Origin of the sequence: Polaromonas sp. YR568 (genome assembly GCF_943372955.1) — a bacterium.
Lineage (GTDB): Bacteria > Pseudomonadota > Gammaproteobacteria > Burkholderiales > Burkholderiaceae_C > Polaromonas.
Genome location: NZ_CALSAL010000001.1, coordinates 443,194 through 459,066 on the forward strand (window position 1 = coordinate 443,194; position 15,873 = coordinate 459,066).

Sequence of the window (15,873 nt, forward strand, 5' to 3'; positions counted from 1 at the left end):
CTTTACTTGGCTGCGCTTTGTTGTGCGAGAAACCAGTCCAGAATCTCCTCGCCCGTCCACACCAGCACGCCTTCGTGGCCCAGCACGTAGTCGTACAGCTGCTCCAGGTAGCCGATGCGGTGTGGCACGCCGCTCAGGTAGGGGTGAACCGAGATCGCCATCACGCGCGGTGCCTTGGCGCCGTCTCGGTAGAGGCGGTCAAACTGTGCCTTGCCGCGCTTGAGCATTTCGTCAGACGGATGCTGCTGCACGGCTGAAATCACCACGTCGTTCAGCTCCACGGTGTAGGGAATCGATGTGATGGCGCCTTTGGAAGACTTGAGCGCTACCGGCTGGTCGTCCAGCACCCAGTCGGCCACGTATTCGATGCCGCATTCGGCCAGGTTGTCCAGCGTCTCGTCGGTTTCCGTCAGGCCCGGGCTTTCCCAGCCGCGCGGCGCCTTGCCGGTGAACTTGCGGATTTCCTCCATGCTCTCCTTGATGGCGGCGAGCTGGTCTTCCACCTTGTGCATGGGGCGCTGCACCAGGCCGTGGCCCATGAATTCCCAGCCGGCTTTCAGCGCGGCCGTGCACACCTCTTCGTACATCTTGCAGGTAGCGCCGTTGAGGGCGAAGCTGGCTTTCATCTTGCGGTCCGTCAGTGCCTCCAGAATGCGCCAGAAGCCTACGCGCATGCCGTACTCGTGCCACGCCCAGTTGGGCACGTCGGGCAGCAGCGGGTTGCCCATGGGCGGTGGCAGGGCGGCGCGTGGCATGGCGCCCGTGGGCTCCCACACTTCCACGTTGACGATGTTCCAGATCACCACGCGGGCACCACCCGGCAGGGCCAACGGCGGGCGGTTGACGATGGACTGGTAAGGGGCGCGTGCTCTGACGCTGCTGCCGACGGGAATGCTCATGGGGGCTCCGGGTGAAGGGTGGGGGCAGTGCCGCCACGCAGATCGCGCAGCGGGCACCGTGAAGGTGGGGGAAGAATCAGCGGCCTGATCAGCTGCCCGGAATGATGCCGGGTGGCAGGCTGTAGCAGTAGTCGGCAATCTCGCCGGGTCGCGCCAGCCAGAGCTTGTGCTTGTGCGGACCCTGCACGCAGTGCTGCATGGCCTTGCGCAGCAGGCGCAGGCGGAAGGGCTGACCGAACACATTGGGGTGAACCGAAATGTTCATCACCAGCGGGTGCCGGTCGCACTGCTCGATCATCTCGTCGAACTGCTGAACGATCATGTCGCAGAACTCGCTGGCGTCCTGCTTGCGGTGGGTGATGATTTGCGCGTCGTTCAACTCGACAGGGTAGGGCACCGACAGGATCGGGCCGCTGCGGGTCCGCATCCAGATCGGCTGGTCGTCCATCGGCCAGTCCATCAGGTACTTGAAGCCGGCTTCCTTGAGCAGGTCGGGCGTGTTCGCGGTCTCGTAGGCGCCTGAACCCATCCAGCCGGTGGGGGCCTTGCCTTCGTGGGCGACGAACTTGTCGATCACTTCCTTGATGATTCGCTCTTCATCCGCTTCCCACATGCCGCGGTGGTTTTCGGCATTGGTGCGGCCATGGCCCACGATCTCGTCGCCGCGGCGGCGGATTTCGTCCATGATCTGCGGCGCGTAGTCATAGACCAGGCTGTTGGTGTTGTGGGCGGCGGGCATTTTCAGCTCGTCCAGCACCTCGAACAGGCGCCAGATGCCGATGCGGTTGCCGTAGTCGCGCCACGAGTAGTTGCGGTGGGTTTGCGGCTCGCCCACCTTGGCCGGGTCGTGGCCGAGGCCAGCGCCAAACGCGTAGCACTCGATGTTGGTGGTGAAGACAAACGCCAGCCGCGCGCCACCGGGCCAGCTGTAGTCCTTGCGTTCGTTCAGGGGGATGTAGTCGTAGCGGTTGTGGCGGGGGAGAAGGGGGCGGGTCACGGCTGTCTTTCGTTGTCTGAATGCTGTGAAGGGGGGGGGGCAATGCGGTCGGTCTGGTGCGGTGCGGCTCTTTACAAAGCAGCGCTCTGGAGCGCGCGTTTACCCGTTCACGCCAAGTCGAAATTCATCGTACTCTGAGGCTAAAAATGAAGTCAATGCAGGACTCATTTAGTCCAAATGGTGGAACTTTATGGGTGACTCATGCGATGAGCCAGCAGGCGCTGGAAACAGCGTGACGGCTTATTGCCCTTTGTCACCCCATGCACCGGTTTGTTGATCATGCGCCCCAGAACAGAAACACCCTGCCCGTAGCTGGTGCATCGCACAAAGTGGCAGGCAAAAAAGTCCAAATAGTGCAATATGCAAAGCTTGTGTTGACAGCAAAACTTGGCGCGTCCTACGATGAATGCGGACCTTCTGAAAGCGTGTTCCAAAGCCTGCTGAAAAGCCGTGCAGGGAGACGCTGAAAGTCAGGCCGAACCGGAATCGATTCAACGCTCACCTTGTTTCGCCTTGTTTTCACCTTCTCGTCAACCCGCCTTAACAACCCGCATCTACCTGGACACTCGCATGAAGACACTACACCGTACCTTATGGGCTGCGCTTTTCTGTGCAGTCGGTTTTGCAGCACCTGCGGCCGCGCAGACCGCCGCCTATCCTTCCAAGCCCATCACGCTGGTCATCGGCTTCACGCCGGGCGGCATTTCGGATGTGCTGTCGCGTGCACTCGCTGCCCGCCTGACGGCGCAGATGGGCCAGAACGTGATCGTGGAGAACAAGCCCGGCGCCGCGACCACCATCGCATCGCAGTACATCGCCAACGCGGCACCCGATGGCTACACCCTGTACTTCCAGGACATGACCAGCCACGCCATCGCCGCTGCGGCTTACAAGAAACTCAAGTACGACTCGTGGAATGACTTCACCATGATCAGCCTGGTGGCCTCGACGCCGCTGATGCTGATCTCCAGCCTGAACTCCGGCACCAAGGACGTCAAGAGTCTGGTGGCGCTGGCCAAGGCCAAGCCTGACCAGGTGGCTTACGCCTCTTCCGGCAACGGCGCCATCACGCACCTGGCCGGCGAATCGTTCAAGAACCTGACTGGCACCAACTCCCTGCATGCGCCGTACAAGGGCAGCTCGCCAGCCACGCAGGCCGTGATTGGCGGCGAGGTGGTGTACACCTTCTCGACCATGCCACCGGCCATCAGCCAGATGAAGGGCGGCAAGATCAACGGTCTGGCCGTCACCTCGGCCAAGCGCTCTGCCGCAGCACCAGATGTGCCGACGCTGAAAGAACTCGGCATTCCGCTGGAAGTGGTGCTGTACAGCGGCCTGATGGGTCCGAAGGGCATGCCGCCGGCCATCGTCGAGCGCCTGGGCGCCGAGGTGAAGAAAGCCCTGGCCAGCCCCGAAATGAAGACCACGCTGGCCAACGCCGGTGCAGAAGACCTGGCCAGCTCGCCGGCCGAGTTTGCGGCACTGATGAAGGTCGAGTCCGAGAAGATGGCCAAGGCCGTCACGCTCGCCAACGTGGTGCTTGACTGATTGAGCCCATGCCCCTGAAGCGCGAGGTTTTCCATTCCCTCTGAATCCCGCGAAGTTGCCGGTACGCAAACCATCAGCAGGGCCATCCGGGCCCTGCGGATGGTGGCTGCACAGGCGCCTCACGGGGTGCGGCTGGTGGACCTGTCGCAGCAGATGGGGCTGGAGCGTCCCACCGCGCACCGGCTGCTCAAGGCCCTGACGCAAGAGGGCATGCTGGTGCAGAACGCCAGCAATCGCCGCTACAGCCTGGGCCCGCTGCTCTTCGAGCTGGGCATCTCGGCCACGCACCAGTTCAACCTGAAAGACATCTGCCAGCCTGTCTGCACGGCGTTGGCTGAGCAGACGGGCGACACCTCCTTCCTCTTCCTGCGCAGCGGCTATGACGCGGTGTGCATTTCAAGGACGCAGGGCACCTACCCGATCCAGACGCCCTCAGTCCCCGTGGGCAGCCGGCAACCTCTGGGCGTGAGCGCTGGCGGGCTGGCACTGCTCAGCGCCTTGCCCGAGATGGACATGGAGATCGTCATCTCCGCCGTGGAGCACCGGCTGGGCGCCTATGGCGATTTGGATGTCGATAAGCTGCGCGAGCTGTGCGCGCAGGCCAAGGTCAACGGATATGCTTTCACGGGCAACCATGCGGTGCCGGGTGTGCGTGCGGTGGGCTTGCCGATTTTCGACATGTCGGGCAGTCCCATCGCCGCCATCACCGTGGCGGCCACGCAAGCGCGCATGAACGAGCGGCGCTTGCTGACGATTCTGCCGATGCTGGAGACGGCGGCGCGCGAAGTGACGCGCCTGCTTCACCAGTAACACGTCCATGCGGCGTGAGCATCTGGTCGGCAGAGGCAGTCGATACAAATTGCACAACAAGACAATGAGACAACAACCATGAACAAATTCCCGACGCCGAACCAGGCTTCCCGCGCCGACACCACCATGGCCTTCAACATGAAGCTGCTGAGCCACAACGAGCTGCAGGGCTTCGGTGGCCTGGGCGAGGGCATTGCCATGCAGCTCACCAAAGACGGCCGGCGCATCCTGTGGCTGGCGCACGAGGCGGCGCCCAAGAATTTCACCGGCGTGGACGTGACCGACCCGCGCCAGCCGCGTGTGATCGTACAGACCGAGCTGCCGCACATGAAGGTGCGCTCCAACTCGCTGGATGTGTCGGGTGACCTGATGGCCGTGGCCTACCAGTGCCAGGTGGTGGGCATGAAGCCGGCCGGGTTTGACCTGTTCGATATCAGCGTGCCGGAAAACCCGCGGCTGATTTCGCATTTCGACTGCTCCGGCCCGTATTCCCGCGGCGTGCATGCGCTATGGTTTGTGGATGGCTGCTTTGTGCACATGGCTTCGGGTGCGCCCGACTTCCAGCCGCACAATCCGCTGGACGACCAGTTCTACCGCATCATCGACGTGCGCGACCCGGCCCATCCGGTGGAAGCTGGCCGCTGGTGGCTGCCCGGCACCCGCGTGGGCGACACCACACCGCCACCGCCACGCCTGCCGGCGAAGTTCGACACCGGCTTTCGCACCCACAACACCAATGTGTTCCCCGAGCGCCCCGACCGCGCCTACGTGGGCTACATCGACGGCGGTGCGGTGGTGCTGGATATCTCCGACATGGCCTCGCCCAAGGTGGTGTCGCAGTGGAACCATTCGCCACCGTTCAATGGCTTTACCCACACCGTGCTGCCGTTATTTGACCGGGGCCTGTGGATCGTCAGCGACGAATGCGTGCAGGACAACGGCGCCGACTGGCCCAAGCTGGTCTGGGTGGTCGATGCCCGCAGCGAATCCAACCCGGTGCCCATCAGCACCTTCCCGGCGCCGCCGTTTGACGCCTTTGCCCAGCGTGGCGGGCGCTTTGGTGCACACAACCTGCACGAGAACCTGCCCGGCCCCGCCTCGTTCCGGTCGGACACCATCATCATCGGCACCTTCTTCAATGCCGGCGTGCGGGTGTATGACACCAGCAACCCCTACCAGGTGCAGGAGATCGCCTACTACGTGCCGGGAGCGCCCAAGCTGTCGCCGGTGGGCGCGGTGCAACTCAACGACGTGCATGTGGACGAGAACCGCATCGTCTACACGGTGGACCGTTTCACCGGTGGTCTGTACGTGCTTGAGATGGACGTGTAAAGCGGCAGGGCAATCAGTCGTTCACCATGAACCTCTTGAATAGCTTGCAACGCGAACCACTGGCAGGCAAGCTGCCGATCACGCTGATCACCGGCTTTCTCGGCAGCGGCAAGACCACCTTGCTCGCGCACCTGCTCAAGCACGAGGGCATGAACCGCGCAGCGGTCGTGATCAACGAGATTGGCGAGATCGGCATCGACCACGACCTGGTGGAGGTCTCGTCGGAAAACATCACGCTGCTCGCCAACGGCTGCATCTGCTGCACGGTGCGTACCGATCTGCAGGAAACGCTGCGCGAGCTGTTTGGCAAGCGCCGCGCCGGAGAGATTCCCGACTTCGACCGTGTGATCGTTGAAACCACGGGTCTGGCCGACCCCGCGCCGGTGGTGCAGACGCTGGTGAGCGACACCATGCTCAGCGCCCATTACCGGCTCGACGGCATCATCACCCTCGTTGATGCACTCAACGGGCCAGCGCAGCTCGCGACTCAGCCCGAGGCACAAAAGCAGGTGGCGCTGGCTGACCGGGTGCTGGTCACCAAAACCGATCTGGTGGATGCGGCGCAAACCGACGAGCTGATGGCGCGCATTGCCGCCATCAACCGCAGCGCGACGATACGCACTGTGCTCCACGGTGAAATTGATCCATCCGAAGTGACCGGCATCGGCCTCACCAGCTCAAGGGCTGGCCCGCACACCTTGCGCTTTCTGGGTGAGGGCAGGGAGCCCGGCAGCTCGCTGCTCTTCCCCAAGCCGCCAGTCGCCGGGCACATGGCAGACATCCAGACGCTTTCAATGCGTTTCGACAAGCCCTTCAGCTGGACAGCGTTTTCGGCGGCGATGGAGTTGCTGACCTCGATGCGTGGCCCCGATCTGTTGCGCGTGAAGGGCATTGTCAATGTCGATGGCCTGCCGGTGGTGGTGCAGTGCGTGCAGCACATCTTTCACCCGCCGGTGCATCTGGACGCCTGGCCCAGCGCGGACCATGCCACGCGGCTGGTGTTCATCACGCGCCACATCCGCGAGCAGGCCATCCGAAGCCTCTTCAGCGCTGTGGGCGACGTGGCCGACGCCTGACAGCCGTCGGACGACGGCGCGAGCCTGCGTCAGGTTGGAGTCCTTCCCCTACAGCTGGCAGAAGGCGCCGCCTATCATCGCCGGATGACCTTCAGTGCCGATACCGCAGCGACCAGCCATCCCCCGACGACCCACACCCTGCTGAGCCTGTTTGACGCACAGCGCCGGGCCAGCCGCGACCAGCCCGAGGTTCCCCTGGCACTGCGCCGCGACCGCCTGCTGCGTATCCAGCGCCTGCTTGAGCAGCACGCGGACGCACTGGCCGCCGCCGTCAACGCCGACTTCGGCGTGCGCTCCCCCCGGCTCACGGAAATTGCCGACCTGTTTGTGTTGCGCGCATTGCTCTCCAGCACGCTGCGGCATCTGCCGCGCTGGATGAAGTCGGTGAAGGTACGCACACCGTGGTACCTGCAGCCTTCCCATGCTTTCCTGCAGCGCCAGCCGCTGGGTGTGGTCGGCGTCGTGTCGCCATGGAACTACCCGGTGCAGCTGTCGCTGGGCCCGGTCATCACCGCACTGGCCGCCGGCAACCGCGTGATGCTCAAGCCCAGCGAACTGACACCGCAGACATCGGCCCTGCTCGCCAGGCTGCTGGGAGAGGCTTTTGCGCCCGACGAAGTGGCGGTGGTGCAGGGCGGCAGCGACGTGGCGCAAGCCTTTGTGAGCCTGCCGTTCGACCACCTGTTCTTTACCGGCTCCACCGCTGTGGGCCGTGAGGTGGCCAAGGCGGCTGCTGCCAACCTGACGCCCACCACGCTGGAGCTGGGCGGCAAGTCGCCGTGCATCATTGATGCCTCTTGCGACATCGCCCAGGCTGCTCTCAAGATCGCCCACGGCAAGCTGCTCAATGCAGGGCAGACCTGCATTGCGCCCGATTACCTGCTGCTCCCGCGCGGTCGCGAGGTGGAGTTTGCCGATGCCTTTGCGCAGGCGGTGGCCACGCTGTTCCCCAGCCTGCAGGGCAACCCCGATTACGCCGCCATCATCAGCCCCCGTCATCTGGAGCGGCTGCAGGCCATGCTGGTGCGCGCTGAAGGGCAGGGCGCGCGACTGCAGGTGATTCAGCCGGGTGGCGCTGCGGTGAGCGTCAGCTCGCGGCAGATGGCTCCGGTGCTGGTGTTTGATGTGCCGGCGCGCTCCGAACTGCTCAGCGAAGAGCTTTTTGGCCCCATCCTGCCGGTGCTGCCCTACGACTCGCTGCAGCAGGCGATTGACCACATCAACGCCGGCCCCCGGCCGCTGGCGCTGTACTGGTTCGGCACCGACACCGGCCTGCGCGACCACGTGCTGGCCAGCACGGTGAGCGGCGGCGTGACGGTGAACGACACGCTGATGCACATCGCGCACGAGAACCTGCCGTTTGGTGGTGTGGGCGAAAGTGGCTGGGGTTCGTACCACGGCGAGGCGGGCTTTCTGCGCCTCAGCCAGCAAAAACCGGTGATGGTGCAGTCGAAGTGGGCGCGCGGCGACCTGTTTTATCCGCCGTACGGAAAGCGCTTTGACCAGGTGATGGGCTGGATGAAGCGGTTCCTCTGAACCCCACCAGACTCGTCGGAGCAGCTATCGCGGCTTGCCAAACACCTGCACCCAGTACACGCCCTGGCTGCTCTTGGTGTTCACCGCCACGGCCACACCCATCTCTTCAAACACCGGCGACATGATGCTCGCGCAATGCCCCGGGCTGTTCAGCCAGCCTTGCACAGCCGCCTCTGGTGTGGACTGGCCAGCCGCGAGGTTCTCGCCCACACTGAGCCACGAGTAGCCGGCGCGGCTGGCGCGGTAGTCGATCCGGTAACCATCGCGGTCGGTGTGGCTGAAGTAGCTGTGCGTGGCAAGCTCGTTGGCGTAGGCGTTCGCCGTGCGGTACAGGGCCGAGTTCAGCCGCAAGGGCGGCACGGCGGCGAAGAAGTCGTTGCCACAACGCCGCGGCTGGGATCGCGCATCGTTGACCAGCGACAGGATTTGCGCCTGAATTTCCTCACTGCGGCTGGTGTCGGGCATGGCCAGCGGCGCCGCCATGATGATCCACACCTGCGCGCCGTGCTGGTGAAAGCCGGCTTCGCTCAGCGGCCCGTACATGATGGTCTTGCAGGATTCGCCCACCTGCCCGCGTGACAGGCTGCTGGTGATGCCCTGACCAACGATGGAGATTTGCGACGCGCGTTGCGCGCGGTAGCCTTCATTGCGCAAGGCTTCATCAAGTTTCTGGCCGTTGGCCACCCGTTCGGCCACCTGCGACAGCACCCGGCTCTTGTTCACCTGCCCGGCGGGCACCGGGCTGCCCACGCAGCCGCGCTGGCGCAAGGTGTTCAGGGCGTTCAACAGCGGGCTGTAGTCTGCGTCGTCATCCTTGGCATGGGCCTGCACCGCCTGCGGCCACAGTGCCACGAGGCCCAGCACGCCGCCAAGCAACAGTGCCATCGCTATGCGCACGCCGGTGGCATTCCACCGGTCGGTACGCTTCATCGAAGGAGTCAGAACCATCGCCGGATGATAGGGCTCGGCCCCGCGTTTGGACAGTGCTGGCGTGGAAACCCTGCATGGCACTCGGGCGCTGGCAGTTGCCACGTCTATGACACGTTCCTGCCCTGAAAGTGGCTGGGCGATTGCCCCATCGCCGCCCTGAACATCGCAGAAAACGCGCTGTCGCTGGCATATCCGCTGGCCGCCGCCACCGCGCTGACCGATTGCCCGCTGGTGAGCAGCGGCAGCGCATGGGCCAGCACCGCCTGCTGGCGCCACTGCTGGTAGCTCATGCCCAGCTCATCACGGAACAGGCGCGTCATGGTGCGTTCGCTGGCGCCAATGTTGGCCGTCCACGCGGCGAGGGTGGCGTGGGCGCCCGGCGCACGCAGAATCGCCTCGCACAGCGCACGCAGCCGCTTGTCGCCGTTCCGGGGGTGGGGCATGGGCACGCCCAGCGCCTGGGTGTCGGCGCGGGCCAGCTCGTCCAGCACCAGCTGCGTGAGCAGCTTTTCGCGAGCCGGGTCCGGCTGGCTGGCAGCCAGCGCGCCGTCCAGCGCATGCACCGATTCACGCAGCAATGGCGACACCATCAACACACGGCAGCCCTTCCAGCCTCTGGGTGTGGCAGCCGCGTGGATGTACAGCGTGCGGAACTCGGCCGCCTCCAGCACGGTGATCTGGTGCAGCGCGCCCGGCGCGATCCACACCGCACGCGAGGGCGGCACGATGTAGGTCACTTCGCCTGCCGCGTCGTCGCCGGCGAAGCGCTGCGCCGTCACCTTCACCACGCCGGTGGCGCAATAGGCCAGCTGCGCCCAGGCGTGCGCGTGCGGCTCAAAGTGCGTGTCGGCCTGCATGGTGCGGGCACGCAGGCGCACCAAGTGGTGGCGGCTGGGTGTGAAGCGGTCGGTGTCGCCAACCGGTACGCGGAGCAGCGGCACCTGGCGCGGTGGCACCCTTTGCGGTGGATTAGGGCGTGGGGACATGGTGCAGGGCGGTTTGTCCGTAATTCGCCGAATGATGGCGTTTTGTCGCATTTCGGCGGGCTGCGCCAATACTACGATAGCGCCATGAGTTCATCAAGCAGCGCGTCAGCCACCATGCCAATCACGCCCGTGCCACTGCGGCAGGACGCCGGCATCATCGGCCTGGTGGGGGTGGCGCACATGATCAGCCACTTCAGCCAGCTCCTGCTGGCGCCGCTGTTCCCCTGGCTGAAAGACACCTTTGCCGTCAGCTACGCCGAACTCGGCTTTCTGATGACCATCTTCTTCGTGGTCTCCTGCGCGGTGCAGACCGGCTCCGGCTTCGTGGTGGACCGTTTTGGCCCGCGCCCGGTGCTTTATGTTGGTCTGGCGCTGCTCGGTGCTGCCACCATGGGCTACGCGCTCAGCACCAGCTACTGGATGATGGCGGGCTTTGCTGCGCTGGCTGGTGTGGGCAACGGCGTGTTTCATCCGGTCGACTACACCTTGCTCAATCGCAAGGTCAGCGCGCCGCGCCTCGGCCATGCCTACAGCGTGCACGGCATCACCGGCAGTCTGGGCTGGGCGCTGGCGCCCGCCATGCTGGTGCCGATTGCGCTGGCCTTCTCGTGGCAGGCGGCGCTGGCCAGCGCGGGTGTATTCATCTTTGCGGTGCTGGCGGTGCTGTTGTTCAACCACGCCCGACTGGCCTTGCCGGTGTTACCTGCCAGCGGGCAGGGCGCCGCCGCAGACGCCGACAACATGAACTTCCTGAAGATTCCGGCGGTGTGGATGTGCTTTGCCTTCTTCTTCATCTACGCCATGTCGCTCAGCGTGGTGCAGGCCTTCGCGCCAGAGGCGGCGCGGCAGTTGCACGCGGTACCGATTGCACTGGTGGCCCTGTGCATCACGGTGTACATGGTCTGCAGCGCCACCGGCATGGTGCTGGGCGGCTTTCTGGCCAGCAACCCGGCGCGCTGCGAGCGTGTGGTTGGCACCGGCTTTGGCGTGGCGGCCTGCATCGCGTTGCTGGTGGGTTTTGCCAGTGTGCCGGGTGCGCTGGTGCCAGTGCTGTTTGGCGCCATGGGTTTTGTCACCGGCATGGCCGGGCCGTCGCGCGACATGCTGGTCAAGCGCTCCACACCAGAGAACGCCACTGGCCGCGTGTATGGCGTGGTGTATTCCGGCCTCGACATCGGGCAGGCGGTAGCCCCGCTGATCTTTGGCCTGCTGATGGACCACGGCCAGTACCAGGCGGTGTGGCTGGGTCTGGTGCTGCTGCAAGGCGTGCTGATCGTCAGCGCTTTCAATGTGCGGCGGGTGCGGCGCACGGCGCTTGTGCCCGCCTGATTGGAGTAGAGCGGAGGGGGCACTACCCAGACGGGTGGCCTGAGCCCATAATGGTTCAGGCTCCGGCCATTCGCGTCGGGGTCGCGTGCATGCGAAGGAGACGACCATGAACATTCCCCAAGCTCCCAAAGACGGTGATTTCGCGCACTGGGTCGAGGAGAAATCCGAAGCCCTGAAGTTCGAGCTGGGCGAGAAGTTTCCCGTCCCGCCCACCGTGCTGCATTCGCCATCGGTCCATGTCGAGACCGGCAAGCAGAAGCTTGAAGAAGTGCTGCTCGAACACGAAGAGCCCACGGCAGAGTTTCTGGAAGAACTTGCCGCACTCGGTGACGCGCCACCCCTGAGCGACGAAGAGCTCGCCCGCCAGGCGTTGGAAGCCGGCGGTGGTGACGGTGACGCTTCAACACCTGAATAGCGTGTAGCCAGTACCGCGTGACAGGGCCGACAGGTGATGGGCCCCTTCCGTTCGCCCTGAGCCTGTCGAAGGGCAGTTCGCCGAGCTCAGCCCGAGCGGAAGTGGCCGCTGTTTATTCAGCGGCACAATAAGCGGATGACTCAAATAGCCGGCCACCTTCTCGTCGATTGCCTTCTGGCCCAGGGCGTGACACATGCGTTCGGAGTGCCCGGCGAAAGCTACCTTGCGGTGCTTGACGGCCTGCACGCCCGGCAAGACAAAATCCAGTTCATCACCTGCCGCCAAGAGGGCGGTGCCGCCTTCATGGCTGAAGCGCATGGCAAGCTCACCGGCCGGCCCGGCGTGTGCATGGTCACCCGCGGGCCGGGTGCCACCAATGCGTCGATTGGCGTGCACACCGCGTTTCAGGACTCCACGCCCATGGTGCTGCTGGTCGGCGACGTGGCGAGCGACTGCCGCGACCGCGAGGCCTTTCAGGAAGTCGATTACTTCAACTTCTTCGGCCCCAGCACCAAGGCCTTTGCCAAGCGTGTGGAGCGCATCGACTCTGCCGACCGCGTGCCCGAATACGTAGCCCGCGCCTTCGCCACCGCGATGAACGGCCGACCCGGCCCGGTGGTGCTGGTGCTGCCGGAAGACATGCTGACCCAACAGACCGACGCCCAGCCGCTGCCGCGTGTGGAAGCGGTTCAGGCCTGGAGCGACCCCGGCTCGCTGCGCACCTTGCGTGAAATGCTGCTGGCCGCGCGCCAGCCGCTGGTGATTGCTGGCGGTGGCGGCTGGACACCCCAGGCCGCGCAGGCCCTGCAGCGCTTTGCCGAGAACTGGAAGCTGCCGGTGGGCAACGCCTTCCGCTACCAGGACACCTTTGACAATCACCACCCGCTGTACGCCGGTGACGTGGGCATTGGTCTGAACCCCAAGCTCGCCGCGCGCGTGAAGGCGAGCGACCTCGTCATCGCCATCGGCCCGCGGCTGGGCGAGATGACCACTGGCGGCTATACGCTGCTGAAAGCGCCCAAGTCGGCGCAGAAGTTGGTGCACATCCACGCCAGTGCCGAAGAGCTCAACCGCGTGTACCACGCCGATCTGGCCATCAACTCCACCATGAATGCCGCGGCGCGTTCACTCGAAGTGCTCACCGCACCCAAAGACCTGCCGTGGGAGGCGTGGACTGCCTCAGCCAATCAGGACTACCTCGACAACCTGCAGCCCACAGCAGGTGCCAACCTGCCCGGCGAGATCGACATGCCCACCATCGTCGGCCTGCTGCAAAAGCACTTGCCCGCCGATGCGGTGCTGACCAACGGTGCCGGCAACTTTGCCAGCTGGGTGCACCGCTTCTTCAAACACCATGGCCTGGTGAAGGGGCACAAGACGCAGCTCGCGCCCACCGTGGGTGCCATGGGCTACGGCGTGCCTGCAGGCATTGCAGCAGCCATCACCACCGGGCGCGTGGCTTTCACGATTGCGGGCGACGGGGATTTCTTGATGAACGGCCAGGAGCTGGCCACCGCTGTTCAGCACGGTGCGAAAAGCATCATCGTGCTGCTCAACAACGGCATGTACGGCACCATCCGCATGCACCAGGAGCGCGAGTACCCGCAGCACGTGAGCGGCTCACGCCTGCAGAACCCCGACTTCGCAGCCCTCGCGCGCGCTTACGGCTACGCCGGTGTGCGCATCACGCGCACGGGTGAGTTCGAGACGGAGCTGCTGGCAGCGCTGGAGCGGCCAGAGGGCACAGTGATCGAGGTGATGCTGGATCCTGAGGTCATCACCACGCGGGGGACGTTGTCGGCGATTACGCAGAACGCGTTGAAAGGGGTTTAAAGGTATGAGCGAATGGCATAGTTCTCTGCCGCTCAATATGTAAGCCGCTTTCACGGGGTTCACGTGCAGAAAATATTGCGCATGGGTCAGTTTGGTGAGAAGGTTTTGCTCCGCTACTTACAGTAGATCGCGAGGAAAGTTATGCAAGTATTCAAGCGTGGAATCGAGTGGCCGAATGAAGGTTTCGTTCAGGTGGCAATCGAGTCATTCTTTCGTTCTTGTGGCTTCAAAATAGAGGAGCACAAGACAATTGATCTTGTGTGCTCGCATCCGACTACAGGCGAAAAGTGGATAGTTGAGGCAAAGGGTCTTACGACTGCCGTAGGGCTCGACTTTCGCACTGGTCTGGGTCAATTACTCCAAGGTATGCATGTGCCAAGCGCCCACTACGGTCTGGCCGTACCAGATATCCCCCAGTTTCGGAGGCAGGTCCATGCGTTACCTTCTTGGGTAGCTATGACGTTAGGTATTCATTGGCTATATGTGCAGGCGGACGGATCAATTCAGCTTGAGTCCGCGCTGCCTCGTATTGAGGTTGATGAGGATGCCATGCAGCGTCCGGTCGCTTCGCTCCCTCGTTTGAAAGTCTCAAGTCACTTTGAAAGTTAAGCCTTTACATGGCGTCCTCCAAGATACTTAGCGACATCATTGACTCGGCAATAGCTGCGAAGACACACTACGAGGTTTGGTGGGCTCAAGCCAGTGAGGCGAGACCGAAGTTAGTGGGAGTGATGAACGAACACAGCGACTTCTTTCATGCTTCCTACGACGCGCATTACACGGCTTTCTTCGTAAATGTGGCGCACCTGTTCGATAAACGGCCCGACTCCTCTTCAATACCTACGTATTTCACCGCGATTCGTCCCAGCACGGATCCGGCAGTTCTGGCTGCACTTGAGTCGGAATTCGCTGCACTCTCTTTACGGGCAAAGCCGCTCGTGGTGGCGCGTCACAAGACCGTGGCCCACGTAGATTCTCAATTGACCGAGAAGGATGTGTTTGAGCCGTTGAATATCACGTGGAACGAGGTTCGAGACATCATCTACGACGCGGCAGAGTTTGTTGCCCACTTGGCGGCTGTACCGAGCGGCAGCATTGGCATTCCGCGCGATAGACGGTTGATCGAAGCGACGCTGAAACTTATTCAAGCGGTGGGGACTAAAGATTTTTAGCCTTGCCGCTTTACTCGTTTTTACGGTCTGCGGTCTTTTCGTGCAGGTAGTTAGTTTCACTCGGATCGTCCGATTTGGAACCATCTAAATGCTGTGCGTTGACGATCTTTGAATACGCGTAAAAAGCCGGGCACTGCCCGGTTTTTTACGTGGTGACCGATTGAAGGCCGCGAGATCCAATGAAATTACTCTTTGATGTCCACACCATTGAAGTTGTAGCGACCAAGCAGGCTGTTCTTTAAGTCGATCACACGCTTGCTGACCGGCTTCTGTTGCGCAGCGTGGGCGATGGTGAACCAGGTGGCTTGTTCCTTGAAAATCACCTGGGCTTGCTGGTATAGCTTATTGAGCTCTGCGGGGTAGTGACTGAGTTGTGTTGAGCTTGAAAGGGTGGTTGCGCGCGGGATGCATCATTCTGGATACCCGGTAAACATTGGAAGTCCAGTCAGTAGACCCAACGCAGTGCCCTGCGTCCTGCCGTCGCGTGCGCTGCAGAAAAGAAAAAAGGCCGGTAAAAACCGGCCTTTGGAGAATCAGTCGGGGACTGATTACTTGACGTGCTTGCCGATCAGGCCAGCCATCTCGAACATCGACACTTGGGCCTTGCCGAAAACGGCACGCAGCTTTTCGTCGGCGTTGATCATGCGCTTGTTGACCTTGTCCTGCAGGCCTTTGGACTTGATGTACGTCCACAGCTTGCTGACGATCTCGGTGCGTGGCAGAGGCTTGTCGCCCACCACAGCCGACAGCGCGGGGCTCAGCGTCAGGGCTTTCATGAACGCGGCGTTGGGGGTGCGCTTTTTGGCAGGCGCTTTTTTCGCTGCTGGCTTTTTCGCTGCGACTTTTTTCGCAGGAGCTTTCTTGACGGCTACTTTCTTGGCAGGAGCCTTTTTGGCAGGCGCCTTTTTCGCTGGGGCTGCTTTCTTCGCAGCTACTTTCTTTGCCGGTGCAGCCTTCTTTGCGGCTGCTTTTTTTGCCGGTGCTTTTTTTGCAGTTGCCATGATTGATTT

Annotated in this window: 15 protein-coding genes; 9 read left to right on the plus strand and 6 right to left on the minus strand. The window is 63.0% G+C overall.

Annotated elements, in window-relative coordinates; translation table 11 throughout:
* Positions 1-2: 2 nt before the first annotated feature.
* Both AAG793_RS02080 and AAG793_RS02085 read right to left on the minus strand, forming a co-directional pair.
* The gene (locus tag AAG793_RS02080) at positions 3-899 is read right to left on the minus strand and encodes a polysaccharide deacetylase family protein (protein WP_341903352.1); all 897 of its coding nucleotides are present in this window, start codon (positions 897-899) and stop codon (positions 3-5) included.
* Between the two features lie 88 nt (positions 900-987).
* Entirely contained in the window at positions 988-1,896 is a 909-nt protein-coding gene (locus AAG793_RS02085) for a polysaccharide deacetylase (RefSeq protein WP_341903354.1), read from the minus strand.
* 570 nt (positions 1,897-2,466) lie between these two features.
* Between AAG793_RS02085 and AAG793_RS02090 the strand changes: the two genes are divergently transcribed.
* From AAG793_RS02090 to AAG793_RS02110, 5 genes are all read left to right on the plus strand, one after another.
* Entirely contained in the window at positions 2,467-3,444 is a 978-nt protein-coding gene (locus tag AAG793_RS02090) for a tripartite tricarboxylate transporter substrate binding protein (protein ID WP_341903356.1), read from the plus strand.
* Positions 3,445-3,516: 72 nt separating this feature from the next.
* Complete coding sequence (locus AAG793_RS02095) at positions 3,517-4,254, plus strand: IclR family transcriptional regulator (RefSeq protein WP_341905362.1); 738 nt, start codon at positions 3,517-3,519, stop codon at positions 4,252-4,254.
* Positions 4,255-4,332: 78 nt separating this feature from the next.
* Complete coding sequence (locus AAG793_RS02100) at positions 4,333-5,586, plus strand: hypothetical protein (RefSeq protein ID WP_341903359.1); 1,254 nt, start codon at positions 4,333-4,335, stop codon at positions 5,584-5,586.
* Positions 5,587-5,612: 26 nt separating this feature from the next.
* Complete coding sequence (locus AAG793_RS02105) at positions 5,613-6,662, plus strand: GTP-binding protein (RefSeq protein WP_341903361.1); 1,050 nt, start codon at positions 5,613-5,615, stop codon at positions 6,660-6,662.
* Positions 6,663-6,746: 84 nt separating this feature from the next.
* The gene (locus AAG793_RS02110) at positions 6,747-8,198 is read left to right on the plus strand and encodes a coniferyl aldehyde dehydrogenase (protein ID WP_341903363.1); all 1,452 of its coding nucleotides are present in this window, start codon (positions 6,747-6,749) and stop codon (positions 8,196-8,198) included.
* A 24-nt stretch (positions 8,199-8,222) separates the two neighbouring features.
* Here AAG793_RS02110 and AAG793_RS02115 read toward each other — a convergent pair whose 3' ends face one another.
* Both AAG793_RS02115 and AAG793_RS02120 read right to left on the minus strand, forming a co-directional pair.
* Positions 8,223-9,146 carry a CAP domain-containing protein gene (locus AAG793_RS02115; RefSeq protein ID WP_341903366.1) on the minus strand — a complete coding sequence of 308 codons (924 nt, stop codon included), beginning with the start codon at positions 9,144-9,146 and terminating at the stop codon, positions 8,223-8,225.
* 86 nt (positions 9,147-9,232) lie between these two features.
* Complete coding sequence (locus AAG793_RS02120; RefSeq protein WP_341903370.1) at positions 9,233-10,114, minus strand: helix-turn-helix transcriptional regulator; 882 nt, start codon at positions 10,112-10,114, stop codon at positions 9,233-9,235.
* An 84-nt stretch (positions 10,115-10,198) separates the two neighbouring features.
* Between AAG793_RS02120 and AAG793_RS02125 the strand changes: the two genes are divergently transcribed.
* The 4 genes from AAG793_RS02125 to AAG793_RS02140 all read left to right on the plus strand — a co-directional run bounded on the left by AAG793_RS02125 (position 10,199) and on the right by AAG793_RS02140 (position 14,863).
* Positions 10,199-11,443 carry an MFS transporter gene (locus AAG793_RS02125; RefSeq protein WP_341903372.1) on the plus strand — a complete coding sequence of 415 codons (1,245 nt, stop codon included), beginning with the start codon at positions 10,199-10,201 and terminating at the stop codon, positions 11,441-11,443.
* Between the two features lie 106 nt (positions 11,444-11,549).
* On the plus strand, positions 11,550-11,858 hold the full coding sequence (locus AAG793_RS02130; RefSeq protein WP_341903376.1) for a hypothetical protein: 309 nt from the start codon (positions 11,550-11,552) through the stop codon (positions 11,856-11,858).
* 135 nt (positions 11,859-11,993) lie between these two features.
* A complete protein-coding gene (locus tag AAG793_RS02135; protein ID WP_341903379.1) occupies positions 11,994-13,691 on the plus strand; it encodes a thiamine pyrophosphate-binding protein in 1,698 nt (565 codons plus the stop codon).
* 617 nt (positions 13,692-14,308) lie between these two features.
* A complete protein-coding gene (locus tag AAG793_RS02140) occupies positions 14,309-14,863 on the plus strand; it encodes a hypothetical protein (protein ID WP_341903382.1) in 555 nt (184 codons plus the stop codon).
* Positions 14,864-15,048: 185 nt separating this feature from the next.
* Here AAG793_RS02140 and AAG793_RS02145 read toward each other — a convergent pair whose 3' ends face one another.
* Complete coding sequence (locus AAG793_RS02145; RefSeq protein WP_341903386.1) at positions 15,049-15,186, minus strand: hypothetical protein; 138 nt, start codon at positions 15,184-15,186, stop codon at positions 15,049-15,051.
* A gap of 225 nt (positions 15,187-15,411) precedes the next feature.
* Entirely contained in the window at positions 15,412-15,864 is a 453-nt protein-coding gene (locus tag AAG793_RS02150; RefSeq protein ID WP_341903388.1) for an SWIB/MDM2 domain-containing protein, read from the minus strand.
* Positions 15,865-15,873: the final 9 nt, after the last annotated feature.